At 36.6% G+C, this 14,869-nt stretch carries 23 protein-coding genes and 1 pseudogene; 1 reads left to right on the forward strand and 23 read right to left on the reverse strand.

Translation table 11 applies throughout. The features are described 5' to 3' along the window. Positions 1 to 178 precede the first annotated feature (178 nt). A complete protein-coding gene (locus HR057_RS07910; RefSeq protein ID WP_173730898.1) occupies positions 179 to 655 on the forward strand; it encodes a divergent PAP2 family protein in 477 nt (158 codons plus the stop codon). A 74-nt stretch (positions 656 to 729) separates the two neighbouring features. Here HR057_RS07910 and HR057_RS07915 read toward each other — a convergent pair whose 3' ends face one another. From HR057_RS07915 to HR057_RS08025, 23 genes and pseudogenes are all read right to left on the reverse strand, one after another. Continuing rightward, entirely contained in the window at positions 730 to 1,431 is a 702-nt protein-coding gene (locus HR057_RS07915; RefSeq protein WP_329955851.1) for a 3D domain-containing protein, read from the reverse strand. Between the two features lie 119 nt (positions 1,432 to 1,550). Next, positions 1,551 to 1,868 carry a YuiB family protein gene (locus HR057_RS07920; protein ID WP_173730899.1) on the reverse strand — a complete coding sequence of 106 codons (318 nt, stop codon included), beginning with the start codon at positions 1,866 to 1,868 and terminating at the stop codon, positions 1,551 to 1,553. Between the two features lie 115 nt (positions 1,869 to 1,983). Next, positions 1,984 to 3,216 (reverse strand): NAD(P)/FAD-dependent oxidoreductase, encoded by a 1,233-nt coding sequence (locus HR057_RS07925; protein ID WP_173730900.1) that lies wholly within the window; start codon positions 3,214 to 3,216, stop codon positions 1,984 to 1,986. A gap of 488 nt (positions 3,217 to 3,704) precedes the next feature. Continuing rightward, positions 3,705 to 3,797 (reverse strand): annotated as a pseudogene (locus HR057_RS07930) (iron-sulfur cluster assembly accessory protein); the annotation flags it as partial. 349 nt (positions 3,798 to 4,146) lie between these two features. Next, positions 4,147 to 4,587: a phBC6A51 family helix-turn-helix protein gene (locus HR057_RS07935; protein WP_173730901.1), complete on the reverse strand. Its 441-nt coding sequence runs from the start codon at positions 4,585 to 4,587 to the stop codon at positions 4,147 to 4,149. Positions 4,588 to 4,600: 13 nt separating this feature from the next. Continuing rightward, the gene (locus tag HR057_RS07940; protein ID WP_173730902.1) at positions 4,601 to 5,206 is read right to left on the reverse strand and encodes a hypothetical protein; all 606 of its coding nucleotides are present in this window, start codon (positions 5,204 to 5,206) and stop codon (positions 4,601 to 4,603) included. A 122-nt stretch (positions 5,207 to 5,328) separates the two neighbouring features. Then, positions 5,329 to 6,939, reverse strand: a complete 1,611-nt coding sequence (locus tag HR057_RS07945) for a hypothetical protein (protein WP_173730828.1) — start codon at positions 6,937 to 6,939, stop codon at positions 5,329 to 5,331. 17 nt (positions 6,940 to 6,956) lie between these two features. Next, positions 6,957 to 7,268, reverse strand: coding sequence for a hypothetical protein (locus HR057_RS07950; RefSeq protein WP_173730903.1), 312 nt, complete (start codon positions 7,266 to 7,268; stop codon positions 6,957 to 6,959). 38 nt (positions 7,269 to 7,306) lie between these two features. Then, a complete protein-coding gene (locus tag HR057_RS07955) occupies positions 7,307 to 7,543 on the reverse strand; it encodes a hypothetical protein (protein WP_173730904.1) in 237 nt (78 codons plus the stop codon). 49 nt (positions 7,544 to 7,592) lie between these two features. Continuing rightward, positions 7,593 to 8,030, reverse strand: a complete 438-nt coding sequence (locus HR057_RS07960; RefSeq protein ID WP_173730905.1) for a hypothetical protein — start codon at positions 8,028 to 8,030, stop codon at positions 7,593 to 7,595. Between the two features lie 14 nt (positions 8,031 to 8,044). Continuing rightward, positions 8,045 to 8,653, reverse strand: a complete 609-nt coding sequence (locus tag HR057_RS07965; protein WP_173730906.1) for a hypothetical protein — start codon at positions 8,651 to 8,653, stop codon at positions 8,045 to 8,047. Next, positions 8,637 to 9,074, reverse strand: a complete 438-nt coding sequence (locus tag HR057_RS07970; protein WP_173730907.1) for a hypothetical protein — start codon at positions 9,072 to 9,074, stop codon at positions 8,637 to 8,639. Before HR057_RS07970 ends, HR057_RS07965 begins: the two co-directional genes overlap by 17 nt. After that, complete coding sequence (locus tag HR057_RS07975) at positions 9,067 to 9,360, reverse strand: hypothetical protein (protein WP_173730908.1); 294 nt, start codon at positions 9,358 to 9,360, stop codon at positions 9,067 to 9,069. Before HR057_RS07975 ends, HR057_RS07970 begins: the two co-directional genes overlap by 8 nt. Before the next feature lie 14 nt (positions 9,361 to 9,374). Then, the gene (locus tag HR057_RS07980; RefSeq protein ID WP_173730909.1) at positions 9,375 to 9,803 is read right to left on the reverse strand and encodes a hypothetical protein; all 429 of its coding nucleotides are present in this window, start codon (positions 9,801 to 9,803) and stop codon (positions 9,375 to 9,377) included. Beyond that, positions 9,784 to 10,002, reverse strand: a complete 219-nt coding sequence (locus HR057_RS07985) for a hypothetical protein (protein ID WP_173730910.1) — start codon at positions 10,000 to 10,002, stop codon at positions 9,784 to 9,786. Before HR057_RS07985 ends, HR057_RS07980 begins: the two co-directional genes overlap by 20 nt. 146 nt (positions 10,003 to 10,148) lie before the next feature. After that, positions 10,149 to 10,307 carry a hypothetical protein gene (locus tag HR057_RS07990; protein ID WP_173730911.1) on the reverse strand — a complete coding sequence of 53 codons (159 nt, stop codon included), beginning with the start codon at positions 10,305 to 10,307 and terminating at the stop codon, positions 10,149 to 10,151. Beyond that, entirely contained in the window at positions 10,304 to 10,546 is a 243-nt protein-coding gene (locus tag HR057_RS07995; RefSeq protein WP_173730912.1) for a hypothetical protein, read from the reverse strand. Before HR057_RS07995 ends, HR057_RS07990 begins: the two co-directional genes overlap by 4 nt. Positions 10,547 to 10,594: 48 nt before the next feature. Continuing rightward, positions 10,595 to 11,200 (reverse strand): HNH endonuclease, encoded by a 606-nt coding sequence (locus HR057_RS08000; RefSeq protein WP_173730913.1) that lies wholly within the window; start codon positions 11,198 to 11,200, stop codon positions 10,595 to 10,597. Positions 11,201 to 11,292: 92 nt separating this feature from the next. Further along, entirely contained in the window at positions 11,293 to 11,511 is a 219-nt protein-coding gene (locus HR057_RS08005; protein WP_173730914.1) for a helix-turn-helix domain-containing protein, read from the reverse strand. Between the two features lie 135 nt (positions 11,512 to 11,646). Further along, the gene (locus tag HR057_RS08010) at positions 11,647 to 12,726 is read right to left on the reverse strand and encodes a hypothetical protein (RefSeq protein ID WP_173730915.1); all 1,080 of its coding nucleotides are present in this window, start codon (positions 12,724 to 12,726) and stop codon (positions 11,647 to 11,649) included. A 410-nt stretch (positions 12,727 to 13,136) separates the two neighbouring features. Continuing rightward, positions 13,137 to 13,583 (reverse strand): helix-turn-helix domain-containing protein, encoded by a 447-nt coding sequence (locus HR057_RS08015; protein ID WP_173730916.1) that lies wholly within the window; start codon positions 13,581 to 13,583, stop codon positions 13,137 to 13,139. Between the two features lie 552 nt (positions 13,584 to 14,135). Further along, positions 14,136 to 14,465, reverse strand: a complete 330-nt coding sequence (locus HR057_RS08020; protein ID WP_173730917.1) for a hypothetical protein — start codon at positions 14,463 to 14,465, stop codon at positions 14,136 to 14,138. A gap of 49 nt (positions 14,466 to 14,514) precedes the next feature. Next, a complete protein-coding gene (locus HR057_RS08025; protein ID WP_173730918.1) occupies positions 14,515 to 14,835 on the reverse strand; it encodes a hypothetical protein in 321 nt (106 codons plus the stop codon). Positions 14,836 to 14,869 lie beyond the last annotated feature (34 nt).

A 14,869-nucleotide genomic window follows, 5' to 3' on the forward strand; every position in this document is an offset into this window, starting at 1 on the left:
CGCCACACAATTATGAGAATTCTTTTCCAAAACAAACAAATAGTTGTTTTCTTTTACTACAAAAACTCAACACCCATTTCAAATGGGATGAAAAAGTATTTAGTAATGGGGAATTGACATAAAATAATGGAAAATAACTGTTGCAACTATTATTTTGATTGAAAGGACGTTCTATATTATGGAAATTTTCTATAATTTCCCACTTTGGGCTTCAATTATATCTATATTTTTCGCACAATTTATAAAAGTACCGATTTCATTAATTGCCACCAAAAAAATTGATTGGTCGCTTTTAACGAGTACGGGCGGCATGCCTAGTTCCCATTCCGGTGCTGTCACTGCACTTGCGACAGCGATCGCCCTTGAAGAAGGTTTACAATCACCGTTATTTGCTATATCTGTTGTGTTTGGATTGATCGTCATGTTCGATGCAACGGGAATCCGTTATCACGCTGGCGAACAAGCAACCGTACTCAATTGGCTTGTTGCTGAATTCCAGCAATTTATTAGCGAAGCAAAATCATTGCCGAAAAAAGAACAGTTTGAAAGACGAAAAGAGCTGAAAGAATTGCTAGGCCATAAGCCAATAGAAGTATTTTTTGGTGCTCTTACCGGTATTGTGCTTACACTTTTGTTATACTATTTTGTTTATTGATTGACAAATATAATAAACTAGCTCATTATCGAAAAAAAGCAGCCCTCCCAATCATCGGAGAGCTGCTCTTTTTCTTAACCTTTAATGATTTGTTGTCTAAACACTTGCATCGACTTGTCTTCATTCAGACGTTTTAATTCCTCTTCAGTTAAAGAGCCATCGCCTTTTTTGACAACGTACACGACAACTTCCCTTTTGCCCCATTCTCGGTATACGTCTTCTACTGTTTCATAATAAAGATCAATTTTGTTTCCTTTAATGGCCCCGCCCTTATCGGCAACGACTCCATAGCCGTAGTCAGGAATAAACAAAATCGTGCCAATCGGAAAAACGCTCAAATCGGCTGCTACAGTTGAATATAAATCTCTCTTTACGCGAACACCAGAATAAGTGATTCCATATTCAGGATGACCTTCATGTTTTCCGGTGGATTCATACCCAGCTGTATAGCCGGTTGCAATGACTTTTCTTGAAGGATATTTTGACCAATCAAAAGCATCCTCAAGTTTTAAAGGCATTTCAACCGATTCGCTAGAAATTGCTTTTTGGCCAGTTGTATAGCGGGACAATGCTTTTTTCCCCAATGCTATTTTTTTAATTTTATGATCATAGTTTTTTTCAATAGCTTGAGGTTTATGAAATTTGTTGTAATACCAAGACCATATAGAAAAATCTTTTGCTTCGACTCCTGATATAGATTGAAAAGTTGTCAACAAAGCGGCTATAAACATACACGTCATCAACATTCTTTTCATTGTTTTTTTCAAAATTTTCACTTTATACACTCCTCTCTCGCACTATTTATTTCCAAAATGAGAAATAAATATACAGAGAAAAGTGAAAAAAGGGCCGACAAATGTCAGCCCTTTTCATATTTTGCCACTGCATATTCAATTTAAAACATTTGATAACCATTTTTCCGTAAAAATTTTATAATGATTCCCGATAAAATGGCTCCGACAAATCCACTCGATAAAATGATAACATCCGCACTCCCCAATGATGTGAGATGTTTAGCCAATGACTGAAAGGAAGCGCTTGGTTCTGTAAAATATTTAAAAAAACTGATTTTATCGACAATTAAAATAACAATGATCGGGTAAATGACTGCCATCACCCAAGTTTTGCGGAGCAGCATATTCAAAATAAAACCGATGCCAAGAAAAAGTACCATAAATAATAGTATAGAAACGAGCAATTGTGGAATTCCCACGGAAAATACCTCCCCTAATTTCTATAGTTAGTTTACTGGAAGGGAGAAGACCAGTCAATTGAAAAAGCTGCCCCTCTTTGAGACAGCTTTTTGCAATCTTTTATTCAAAATGTTATTAGAAGAATTTCAACTTGCCTTTTTTCAATACTAATGACAAGCCGCCAAGTTTCCATAAATAGCGGTTATCAATGATTTTTTTCATAATTGCTGCTTGCGTACCGTATAGTTTACGGTTGCCAAAAATAATGCCCATTGCATCATCATGTCCTAAAGAGCAGACGGTTCCCCGAATATTTGGAACAAATTTCTGTATTTCTTCTTCTTTTCCTCTAACAAGCGCAGCAATATTCGCAGCGCATGTGTCTGCCATTTGGATTGCAATTTGTGCTGTCGGCGGATAAGGACGATTAATTTCCTCGTTAATTAATAGGGCACAATCACCGACGACAAATACATCTTCATAACCAGGAGCTCTTAAATCCGGCTCTACTTTCACACGGCCACGCATCGTCTCAAAACCACTCTTTTCAACGATTGAGTTGCCGCGCACACCAGCTGCCCATACGACAGTCTTAGCTTTAATTTCTTCTACTTCATCATCTTTTGAAACAATAATACCTTCCGGTGAGCACTCTTTAATAATCGTGCCTAACTTAAATTCAACACCTCTTTGCTCCAAATAATCCATCGCATATTCAACGAGCTGCTGATTAAAGCCAGGCAATGGAGTTGGAGCTGCTTCCACACAAATGAGGCGTACTTTTTTACGGTCAATATCGAATTCTTGGCATAATTGCGGAATACGATTGACAAGTTCTCCTAAAAATTCAATACCAGTAAAGCCTGCGCCACCGACAACAAATGTTAGTAATTCATCCCGCTTTTCCTCAGGTTCATTATTATATCTTGCAAAGCAATAATCAATATGTTCACGAATTAATCTCGCTGAATTAATGTTAGCAATTGAAAAAGCATACTCTTTTAAACCTTTGATCCCGAAAGTTTCAGCTTCAAAACCTAGTCCAATTACTAGATAATCATATGAAAGTTCACCATTTTCCAACTTAACCTTTTTTTCTTTCGGGTTAATTTCCACGACAGTATCTTTAACAAAATCTATTTTGTTTGACTGAATGACATCTTTAATAGGAATGCGGATTTGATCATGATGGATCGTTCCAGCAGCTCCTTCATGCAGCCATGTAGATTGATAATGGTAATCGTGCTTATTCACAAGCGTAATGTTCGCTTCGTTAACACCTAATGTCCTTTGCAAATTCACAGCAGTCATTAATCCACCGTATCCAGCACCTAAGATGACAACATTTGGTCTTTTCAAAGTATTCAAAGTATCACATCCACCTTTTCCTTTTGTTCATTATGTTTTGTAAACTGTAATAAATTTATAATTTGTTACACATTTCACAAATCATTTGTTAAAAATTTCACAAACCAACGTATAGAAAGCTAAAGAATTTTTAAAATAAAGAGGAGTTTCGTTCACAAAAATTTCGTTATTTTGTAACAAAAAATTTATATTTTATAGTCACATCATATTCTTTTTTTCAACATTTAGCAACTACTTTGTTTAAAAAAAGATATTTCTAAATTTTCAGACCAAAAAATCGAGATCCGTCTATTGAAAATTAGAAAAAAACAACACATTGATAACTACCAAAACTTAGTAAGTCTAGCCTGCAATCTTTTTCCCACTCCAACACTTACTCCGCTCACATACAACTGATTCAAATAAGCAGCCGGATCGCAATTTTCTTCAAAAAAATAAGAGCCACCGTAAATTGGCTCTTAATATAAAACTTTTTTCAAATTTTTCTATCAACATTCCTCAGGAGTTCCCGCATTTTTAGCTGTTCGGAAAGAAGATCCGCAGCCACAAGTGGCAATCGCATTCGGGTTATCAATGGTGAATTATACGGTCAGTTATCCGTTAGATAAAATGCGATAATATCAACGTTTTATGTAGTTAACGAGGATTGTTTTTCGCTTTGATGATTGTTAATATTCACGCTTTATAGCGGTAAATATCGTTAACATAATATTACCCAAACGGATAAACATTGTAAAGTGACATATTCGCAATTATAAGTGAATTAGACGACCTATTACTCGTTATATTAAAGATAATTTCGTTATAAGGCGATTCTCAAACACGTTTAAAACATATGAAGGCATAAAAAAGAGGCCGCCCCTCGCTATGAAGGACGGTATTATTTTTAATTACTAGGAGGACTATTATTGAGGTGTAATTATCGATAAATTAATGCTTTAACATTTCTTCTAACTCTTGTAATCCACGTTGAATTTCCGCTTGCGTTAAACGCGGTCGATTAATGTTCTCATTAATATCGACTTCACTACGATTAACTAATCGACCGTTTAGTTTATAATACAGTTCAAGCGCTTTAATTGACGGAATACCGTTATTAGACGTTCCTTTAATCAGTTTGATTAATTGAGCATCGGCTAGGTCACGGTAACTTTCGAGAAACATATCACTTAAAGCCGCTTTATAAGCGATAAAGTCACGGTCATTATTTTCCCATCGCCATAAATATTGACGCGAGATTCCTAACTCATCCGCTATTTCCTGTTTTGTTTTGCGATCTTCTCTATTTGCGAAACTATTTGCGACTAATAAATGAGCAGCTCTAATTTGTAAATCGTTTAGCCTCATCTTTAATTCGTCTAATGTTGCCATACGTTACACCTCCTTATAATAAATGCTTTATTTCATCGTACCTTTTACGGTACTTCTCAACCTCAGCGTTAAACAACGCTTCATCGGTTTTTAATCGTTCATATTCTTCCTTATACGGTTTAATCTGTTCATAGAAACTCATATCGCTCTTATAGTCATAAGCACAATCGATAGTTGGCGGGTTACTACCTATTATCGATAAACATAGGTATAACTTTGTCGCGACTTTTATAGGGTCTTTATCGAGGTCACCTTTTGATAGTGCCTCGTTTACTTCTTCGATTGTATTGATTGCGCCTTTTATTCCAGCGTTATAAATCAAACATTCCGTATTCACAGTTAACGATAATAAATCGATAATATCGCGATACTTATCGAAATAAGACACATCGAATGGAATTAACGTCTGGGAATCATACGTTAATTTCGTGTACTTTACGAATATTGGATATAAATGCGCAAGTTTTTCGCATAGTATTACCGATATTGTAACCGGTAAGAATTTCTCTGGTCGCTCTGGAGGTAATCCTCGTGCGATTCTATCTTCTCTAATTAAATGTTCATACTTGTCGATTTCCTCTTTTATTTTGTTAATGTCAATCATTACATCACCTCGCAAAATAGGCGCTCCCGAAGGAACGCCGTTAAATAAAACGAGAATTAGGCCAAATTAATACCTGACATTAAGGAGGTTTGCTCAGATAACGGAATGAGCGCCGTTATCTTCGACACAAAGAAAAATTAAGCCCCTGCTTCTACCGCCCTTTGTAAATTCTTCGTTATTTTCCAAGCGATTTTATCGATATCCGCTTCTTCCCGAACTACGATATGTTCGGCTAGTTTGGCGATATGAATACCACCGCCACCTTTTGAATACTCTCGGTTTTCCTCCGGTGTTAATACTCGTTCGCCCTTGTGTAAAATCGCTGTGTAACCGTTATAAGGCACATACGATAAACCGCTTGCATGAGACCTGCCTTTAGGAACCTTTTCTGCTCCTAGTATTTCAAACGTCTTACTAATTCCCCAATTAAGCACTTTACCTTTAAGCATATCCACCCTGTCACTCGCATAAGGTGAAACAACCTTTGTTATCGGATGATTCTCCATATAACTTTTAAGACCGTCAGCAATACCTTTACCGATAGATGCCCCTAACTGTGCAGCAATAGGTGTTAATGTCGTACTAGCACCGTGAATACCTTCCGCCAATACCTCGGTAATTTTTGTAGTTGTCTTAACAAACTGATCGCGACCACCGCTATCGTACCAGTTTTTAAATTTTGCATACAAGTCGTCAAAAATAAACTCAATTTTCGCGGTTAGCGTCTTTTGTTTATTAAATTCTGGATTATCCATAATTCCTTTAATCCACTTGCCGGCGTTATCTGCTGCGGTTACGAACGTCTTTGCTATGCCATCAAGTACCTTAGCGCCCCACGATTCAATACCTCTTTTATCACCCTTCTGCATTTCGTTATTTACTCTCGCCAAGAAGTCGCGGATACGCATTAGCGCAGGCTGGCCCATTGTACGTAATACTACGTCGGTTTGCTCTTTTATTTGATTCCAAATACCGAGCGTTGTATTACCTAATTCCGTTACTACTTCGTCTGTAATACGTTTCTTTTTGAGCAATTTTTCGAACGCATCTAACTGTTTACCTAACGGTAAGTCTTTGATTGCGTTTAACTCATCGCGTGTAAAGATTTCAAAGCGTTCATACATCGATACGATGTCGCCTGAAAGTAATTCCTTTAGCGATAACGCAGCACCTTGCACACCTTGTACAGGGTCGATAACGTTTAACTTCTCTATAATCTTAAAGATACGTTCGAGCTGTTTAATATCGGAAGTTTTCGTTACAAACGATTTTGCATTAGCGAATAAATCTTGCGAATTAAGTAACGGTGATTCAATCGCCACTCTTTCCGCCATTTTAACAAATTCACGATACTTGGCGTCATCTTGAAACATTGTTTTAACGGTAACTGACGATTGTTCGTATTTCGCTGCTTCTCCGATTGTTTTGTCGAAAATGCCTTTTGATAGTTTATACCCTCCGATTGCAGCACTTAACGCAACAAACGCACCAGTCAACTTCGTAACGGAAGATAATGCACCGCCTGCACCTTTGGTTATACCACTAAAAACTTTTGTCGCTAAGTTCCCGTCTTTAATAAAACGCCCCATACTGTCACGGAGACGACCGTTTGCATTACGCCATGTATCTGTAGATTTTTGAGCAATCTTTGTTGCTTTATTTAGTTGTTCAGTAACTTTAATAGCTTGGCGCATTGGTTTACTGTATTTATCCTTTAATTGTAAGACTGCCGTTAAGTTATAAGCCATTACGTAACACCTCCTTTCTATACGGTCATTTCTGCAATTTCATTCATTAATCGTTCAAAATCTCGCGCTTCAACGTCTGCATTATTACCAGCGTTGAATTTGCGAGCAAACGACTTAAATACATCGACTGCTTGACTTACTTTATTAGCGACTGGCGCTAGTTCTGCGTCATTACTTGCGATTACCTGCAAAACTAGTTTGTTATCGTCAATTCTGCGTACAGCACTTTGCGATATATTACCACGTGGTATTTGATTGACGGCTTTTTGAATATCGTTCAGCACACGCTGAATTCGCATAATTCTAGCGTCGTTTACTTTGTTACTCATACATTTCACCTCCTAAATTAAAATAAAAAGAACGCCGATTACTCGACGTTCGTTCCGAATGTCTCTAGGTATTTCTGTTTTAATGCAACGCATTTCAACGCTGATTCCTCGTCTTTTCTTTGCGCTGCAACGTTGTAAAAATCCGCTAAATTATCGGCGGTTATCCTTACATTACTAATATCAACGCTTGATACGTCTTTCCCTTCCGTTCTTACAACGACTGTCTCATCGCCAGTAATCTCAATTAATCCTTTTTCATCTTTATAAATTTTCATTTTTAATAGCCTCCTAGTTTCTATTTGAATTAAAAAAAGACGCCGATAATTATTCAGCGTCTGCACTATCAATTTCACGTTTAATCCGTGAATATAAGACTAAACTGTCTGGCCCTGGATATGTCCGCGCTAACTTCTCGGCTGCTGTTAAATCATCTTTAGTAATTTTATCGCCGTTTTGCAGTTTAGCCTGTAATTTGCTACGAATTTCCCTTGCATTATCAATGCGTTTACTCCCTTTAAAAGATTGATAATAATCAAAACGATCTTTTAGTATTTTATAACGCATTACATCCATTTCATCGCCGGATTTTGCTTTTTCTTCTACTTCCTTAATGTAAAACTCATTCGGAGAATCCACGAATTTATGTTCATCGTCAAAATACTGTTTAATAAAATCGTAATATTCTCTTTCTTTGAGATTATATTCCGCTATTTTTCGTGGATTACCTCTCGCCATTAATTTCATTTCTGCTAGTTTACTCAAACTTATAAAACCCATTATTCATTACCTCCATAGCTAATACTTCGCGGCATTTCTTTTTTCCCTAAATCATAAAGATCACTACTTGTTAACAAATATTTATCTCTTTGCGTTGTTGAACTAAATTTAACATTTTTAAATTTATAATAATATTCATTTCCAACCTCACTTCTAACATCACTTAATATACTTTCAAACTCATCTACCGCTTTATAATAATCGAGTTCCGCCTCGGCATATTCCCGTTTAGCTTTTAACAACCTATCCAATACGGCATTAAAGCGTTTTTCCTTAAACAACGGTATAAATTCATTATTCCAGGCATGGACTAAATCCTCTCCTTTTATCTTTTCTAACGGCCGTAATGCCGAATACATATAACGTTCTTCTCTTCGATGTTGTGCTATTTTCTTCGCTTCCTCGATTTGTTCAGCTAGTTTGTCTAATTCGGCCGTTTTATCCTTACCACTTGTTACTGATTCTTTTAATGTTTCCTCGTATTTTGCTTTTAGCAATTCAACTTCTGCCTTTGCCTTTTCCTCTCGTTCAATTAATTCCTGCATAGCGTCTGCTATTGCCTGCTTTTGCTCGAGATATTTCTCTAATAAGTCAAATTTCAATGTCATATTTTCCGTTCCCTCCGATTAAATTCGTTAGTTTTGTAAGCATAATAAATAACCGATAACGCCATTTAGGTAATTTCGGTATCGGCTTAGTCGGTTTAATTTCGTGTAATTCCGCTAATAACTTCTTATACTCGTCAATCATTCGTTTTGTCTCGCTCGTATTGTCTGTATGCTTTATTTCGCCAGCGATTCCGACCGTTTCAAGCATTGCACCGTATAACTCCTGGTTACTTGTCCATACATTGAGCGATTTTATTCCGTGCCGATTTCTTAACGCTTTTAACCATCTAATCGCTATTTTCGTATTTTCATAAGGTACGATAATGTTATCGATAAAATAACCGTCTTTACCGTACAAAATGACGACTAAAAACGGTTGCGATTCGATGTATTCAATATTTGCGATTGCTAATTCATTCATCCACTATCAACCCATCTTTTCTTAGTTCTTCTGCAAATTCATGCTTATAGACAATTATTTTTGACTTACGCACATCGAAACTACATATACGATGTGTTTTCGTTTTTACTACTTCACCGGTATTTACATCAATAGCCTCTAGTATTAAATCGCTATTGATCGAGCCAAACGACGTATTAATTTTATGCCTTACTGTAACCGTTGGTTTTTGTACTATTTCTGACTGTGGCATTGGTTTATTATTTAACGGTATATCACGCGGAAATAGATAATGGCTTGTTATCATCATTTACACCTCCGTTAAACATCTGCTATTACCGAACTTTTGCGTTTTAGTGCGTCATTGACCAATAATGCAATGTTATGATTTTTATTTAGTAAATCACGTTTGTGCCATACAGTTACTTTGAAATCATTTTCAGCCATTTTTCTAACAATTTTCCCTTCTAATTGCCTACGTTTATAAAATGCACTATTATTTCCTTTTATTTTCACAAGTTTTGTTCCTGGTGGTATTTCATCAAGCAGAATAAATAACACGTGGACAATCGCTTTATTATTACTATCAATATCGTCATTATCGATATAAAGACTTGCCACTTTAAACGTGTGATGTTTGCCGTTTTCATCACGCTTTTTAAAATCGGCGCCGGCAATAAATTTATTATCAGGTAATTTCGTGACGCAAAGGTCTATATAGACGACTTCATCAAACGAGTAATCCGTCATGTGTCCGCATCACCTCATCTTTAACCTGTTCCACTATTTTTTCAATTTCTCGATGTAGGTCTATACTTGCCGTAATCTTTGCTTTAGTTGTTATTACCTCTCCTGTTTCTTCCACGATTGCCCAAGCCATTATTTCCGTTGCTTTGCGATCTAGTGCTTTCGTTAAAACTACGATTTTTATCTCGTTTATATTTATCACCCCGTTTCTTACGCTTAGGAAATTTCAAATGTTCAAACTCCGGATTTTCATTAATGAATTTCTTTAAATAATAGGGGTAGTAATCATCTTTTATACCTTTTTCTACCAGTAAGGATTCTGTATTTCGCTTATCTCTTCTGTGTTGTTTATTTGAGTTCCGTCGACCCACGTTCTAACAACTCCATATCCTCGTATTCTTCTAAAGGAATTATCGTTCCATCATCGCAAATAATCGCTTCGTAATCATCGCAGGCGCTATCATTTCCATACCAATGATGTACTTTTACGACTTTAAATTCAGTCATTCTTCCAACTCCCTTATCATTTTTTCTAGTAATCGCTGTTTCTTTTTCTTACGTTGCGGAAAATCTCTATCGAGCAACGTTTGAGATATTAAATCAATTATTCGCTCTACCGATACCCACACCCCAAACTTATACTCAACGGTTTTACCTTCGTAAGTAACACGGGCGATCTGTTTTTTGTCACCTGACGGATATAACAGACCAGGAGAACATATCATTACATGAAAATCTCTTAACATTCGATTACCTCCGATAGCACTTGGCCGGTAATTATTTGAACTACTTTTCTAACCGACTTGCTCATTTGCGATCTTCATTTCTCTATCAAGCTGTTTAAACATCATCTCTGCTGTATAATGAGCATGTGCATCAACTAATTCTGCGATTACTTGTTCCTTTGGAACACCTCGCATCATGGACAGGTAATAAATAATCCCAGCCATATGATCGTCTGTAAATTCTTCGTTTTCCAAAAAGAAAGTAACTAACGGTTTATCGGACTTTCGAGTATTACACCTTCTACATGCTCGTAGTACGTTATCAAGGCTATTAGCACCGCCCCTGCTCATACTTACAATATGTTCGAGTTCAATTGGCTCTCCGTCCGATTCTAGGCAGCCACAATACGAACAACCGTCGAATACCTCAAATAGCTTAATAACTTGCTCAAAAGATAAATCGTTTTTCACGCCGAATTTTTCCGCTCTTTCTTTCGCGTTATGGTACGCCCGATTCGCTCGACCTCGTAATGTTTCGTAATAACTGTATTTACAGGCAGCGCAACGATTTGTTATTCCTCCAGGTTGACGCTTATCCTTCTCGAATTGATCTAACGGTTTAATTTGGCCACATATGCGGCATTGACGTGTTTCTTCGTTATTTGTGGTACACATTTTTTCAAACTCCTTTTCTGTTGACAGAATATACATTGACTTATATAATATAATTGTGGTTTTTTGTTGTTTTAAAAATTTGCCCAAAAAAATTAAAGTTTAGATAGTTTATCAGCTTTTTCTAAGTTCTCGATAAATTCATCTGTAATATCGAATACTTTTGCAATTTTCATACGAACGCGAGGAGTGACCTTTACAAACCCCGATTCTATTTTCTCAACCATACTTTTACTAATGCCTAACTCTTTAGCGAACTCTGCTTGCGTTTTATTTTTTTCATATCTAATCGCTTTAAATGTTTCAGGTTTCATATTGTTTCAACTCCTTTCAATTAACTTCAATATTACTTCAAAAAATTACTAAGCCAACTACGAAAAAAGGAGTAGCAGTCGGCATGAATACGAAAAACAAAGGAAACGTTGAATGACGGGAAGTTTTCTTCCCACTTATATACATTTTTCTACTACCCTATTTTCGTAAATTTCGAGTAAACGTTCGTGTATTTTCCTAGATACCGAGAAGTCTTTAGATCGGTCTAATTCTGTAATATGATACGATATAACCTCACCACAATTCCTATCGTATTCGTCTTTTAAATTCTTCCAATTTAATTCCCTGCGGTCATTACCACGTGGGTCGTAACGTTGACTTAATTTTTCGTAATTTTTATCGTTTTCAATTTCGTTTAAACTTTTAAATACTGGTTTCTTTCTTCCGCCGTAATCGTGCGGCGACCTTTCCCCATCGATTGTTGTATATGCTTTTTTTGACAATTTACCGCGGTTAAACGAATCAGCATTTAGCACAATCTCACCGTAAACAAGTAATTCATATAGTTCCTTCGGACTGAAGAACGGATATTCATATTGCTGTCGTTGCCAATCTCGTTTATAACGCGCCTCGTCGATATTATAAACGTTATTGTTGTACAATCGTTTTTGACGTCGACGTTCTTTTTCCTTTCGACAACTATCACCGCATACTTTTGCGATTCCATTCTTTGTTCTATCGATAAATTCCGATTCACATATTTCACAACGTTTAACCGTTAACTTTGCTAACTGTCGCTTTTCTCCGATTGATAACGGCACTCCGATATATTGTCGCTCGATATAATTCCTCATATATTCCTGCGCCCCTTCGCCTAATGGTGGATATTCCTTCCGCAATTCCTCTAACGCTGATTCCTCGTTATTTGGCGAACGTTTCAACATCAACCCTCTTGCGTGATCCTCCGCTAAAATAAAGTCGGTTAGTAAATCGATAGCTGACACAGCTTTATCGTTGTAGGCTTGTCCACGAATAATAGTCGCTAATTCTTCTGCTATTCGCATACGTTCGACTAATGGCGTGTTACTATGCATCAAATAATCGGAGTTTTTCATATTAGGAAAATCAGTCTTTACCGTACTGACTAATACATTAAACGGTAAACTTTCGGCGTGTTCTTTGAACCTGCGATTAACTTCTATGGTTAATTCCTTGATAGAATTATCGATATTTTTAGTCATTAATAATGCGAGCATTAACTCCCTCCTAAAATACGACGCCGGCTGCGCCGTTTATCTTGTCCTTTTTCTATTATTTATTCTTTTATTTAAAAAGAACGCCGAAGAATTAATATATTACCTTAGTATTACGTTTGAATGTTTTACATTCTCCGTTTAATACTTCGTATAATATAACGTCTAATACCGTTCTTTATTACTAACGTATTTAATATCGAAAATATATTCTTATTAATAGTAGTAAGTTATTTTTCAAAGAAAAATGACTTACCGGATATATGAGTGTTAGCGAATATATCCGTATAACTTTTATATCGCTAATAACCGCCACAATCTTTTTAAATCTAGTTCTTTAAATCTCGTTAGTTAAATCTAGTTAACCGTAAATTCGTCACTATTCATAACGTTAAAACTTTACGATTATACCGTTAATTATTTACGGTATGGAATTTACTAACCCAATTACGGAGGCTGCGCTTCCGTTCCTGTTCTTCCTTTTGTAACGCTATTTTATATTTTTCCTCGGCTTCCGGAAATTGGCGAAATAGTTCTTCCTGATCTAGCGGAATAAACGGTACATAATACTTCTTTCCTCGAATATCGGTAAAATCGATTAACCCGACGTCTTTTAACGTTTGTAAGTGCGCTCTAGTCGTAGGTTCTGTTTTACCGTATTCACGCGATAACCGTAACATCGACGGATAGGCACAACCTTCATCAGCGTTGTAGTAATCGACGATTAACGCATACAAATAATTCATTTCCGCCTTATAGCCATCGATATAGATATACCATTTTAAATTCGATGGTAATTTTATAAAGAAACTATCCTCCAACTTTTCCGACTTGTTAAATACAATTCTGCTTCCTTTCATTCCATCACCCTTTCGATAAATTAATAATTGATATAATGGAGCGCCCGACTGCTCTAACGTGAATAGCCGGGCTTGTCCAATATTAAGATGGCAAATATTTCAACTGGAATTTTTCCATGTAACTTGCCGTTTTTTGAGTTACTTTCTCAATCTCTCCCTTAGTTAAATTTGTTTTATTAATCGCCAAGCGTCAATCTGACGTAAATTTACCCTCTACTACTAATTACAATTTTCTTCATCGAACTACACACTTTGTACGAAACTTTTTTCGCCTATACGACTCTATGCGTATTAATTACAATCAAGTGTGCGTAAATCCCGAAAAATTACCGTTCTATATTTAATACCCAAATAAAAAGGTCAAATTGGTACAAAAACATTTGTTCGCATCAGTAAAAAGTGCCCCGACGCCTTGAACCATGCGACTTTTACGCCTTTAAAAAATTTTTGGCCTCTCACTCCCGCCTATAGAGTAAGAAGCCGATTACATACCCGCGTTTGCCGCCACGGGTCGATTATACGCGCCAACGTTTGCCGCCGTTGGTATTCCGATCATCTAGCTTGTCTGATTTCTAACGACATACTATCGATAACTAAACGTAATCCTTCCGCCATTTCGTTTAAATAAGCGCTAATCTCTTTGTATGTTTCCTGCGGTGAACGGTCGTAACAAAACTCCGCCATGCCTTCTATTGTTTCGTAATATCCCGGAAATAACCAGCTAGGCTCTACGATATCCATAAATACTGTTTTCGATTCTTCATCGATTACAAGCGCCAATTCATCGGTAATAAAGTAAATATCGAAGTACCATTCAAAATAAGAACCTTCAAAATCCGTATCATAAACGACTAAACTACCTTTACTTAACGTGCCAAACATTGTATAATACCTCCGAAATGTGTATTTTATTTTGCGTTGGTAATTGCCGTTACCAGCGCTTTTTATTTCGATATTCTAACGAACTAACGTAATCTAGGAAGTCGAATAGCGACATATCGATTAGTTTCGATAAATCAACGCTAGTATACGGGTCGTCTAACCACGGTAAATTTATTTGAGCGATGCAAGGCGTCTCGTCCGTCACTTCCAATTTGCCTAGTGTTAATTCCCACACAGATAATCCGCTATCATCCGCTAATAATAAACGATTGTCGCCGTATAATATCCCTTTTTCTTCGATGCCGAACGGTTTACCTGTATCATCACTCCGACAATTATTTATAATTGTGACTATGCGCGGTTTACTCATTTACGACCTTCCTTTCGTAAAAACATCGATAATG

The organism is Calidifontibacillus erzurumensis (assembly GCF_013303125.1).
GTDB lineage: Bacteria > Bacillota > Bacilli > Bacillales > Bacillaceae_J > Calidifontibacillus > Calidifontibacillus erzurumensis.

What these genes read in the sequence shown, in the direction of transcription:
- HR057_RS08015 (WP_173730916.1), bottom strand. Translation starts at nt 13,583, where the DNA reads ATGAAAGGAAGCAGAATTGTATTTAACAAGTCGGAAAAGTTGGAGGAT.
- HR057_RS07935 (WP_173730901.1), bottom strand. Translation starts at nt 4,587, where the DNA reads ATGGCAACATTAGACGAATTAAAGATGAGGCTAAACGATTTACAAATT.
- HR057_RS07965 (WP_173730906.1), bottom strand. Translation starts at nt 8,653, where the DNA reads ATGACATTGAAATTTGACTTATTAGAGAAATATCTCGAGCAAAAGCAG.
- HR057_RS08020 (WP_173730917.1), bottom strand. Translation starts at nt 14,465, where the DNA reads ATGTTTGGCACGTTAAGTAAAGGTAGTTTAGTCGTTTATGATACGGAT.
- HR057_RS07955 (WP_173730904.1), bottom strand. Translation starts at nt 7,543, where the DNA reads ATGAAAATTTATAAAGATGAAAAAGGATTAATTGAGATTACTGGCGAT.
- HR057_RS08010 (WP_173730915.1), bottom strand. Translation starts at nt 12,726, where the DNA reads ATGCTCGCATTATTAATGACTAAAAATATCGATAATTCTATCAAGGAA.
- HR057_RS07995 (WP_173730912.1), bottom strand. Translation starts at nt 10,546, where the DNA reads ATGTTAAGAGATTTTCATGTAATGATATGTTCTCCTGGTCTGTTATAT.
- HR057_RS08000 (WP_173730913.1), bottom strand. Translation starts at nt 11,200, where the DNA reads ATGTGTACCACAAATAACGAAGAAACACGTCAATGCCGCATATGTGGC.
- HR057_RS07910 (WP_173730898.1), top strand. Translation starts at nt 179, where the DNA reads ATGGAAATTTTCTATAATTTCCCACTTTGGGCTTCAATTATATCTATA.
- HR057_RS07970 (WP_173730907.1), bottom strand. Translation starts at nt 9,074, where the DNA reads ATGAATGAATTAGCAATCGCAAATATTGAATACATCGAATCGCAACCG.
- HR057_RS07975 (WP_173730908.1), bottom strand. Translation starts at nt 9,360, where the DNA reads ATGATAACAAGCCATTATCTATTTCCGCGTGATATACCGTTAAATAAT.
- HR057_RS08005 (WP_173730914.1), bottom strand. Translation starts at nt 11,511, where the DNA reads ATGAAACCTGAAACATTTAAAGCGATTAGATATGAAAAAAATAAAACG.
- HR057_RS08025 (WP_173730918.1), bottom strand. Translation starts at nt 14,835, where the DNA reads ATGAGTAAACCGCGCATAGTCACAATTATAAATAATTGTCGGAGTGAT.
- HR057_RS07950 (WP_173730903.1), bottom strand. Translation starts at nt 7,268, where the DNA reads ATGAGTAACAAAGTAAACGACGCTAGAATTATGCGAATTCAGCGTGTG.
- HR057_RS07945 (WP_173730828.1), bottom strand. Translation starts at nt 6,939, where the DNA reads ATGGCTTATAACTTAACGGCAGTCTTACAATTAAAGGATAAATACAGT.
- HR057_RS07990 (WP_173730911.1), bottom strand. Translation starts at nt 10,307, where the DNA reads ATGACTGAATTTAAAGTCGTAAAAGTACATCATTGGTATGGAAATGAT.
- HR057_RS07980 (WP_173730909.1), bottom strand. Translation starts at nt 9,803, where the DNA reads ATGACGGATTACTCGTTTGATGAAGTCGTCTATATAGACCTTTGCGTC.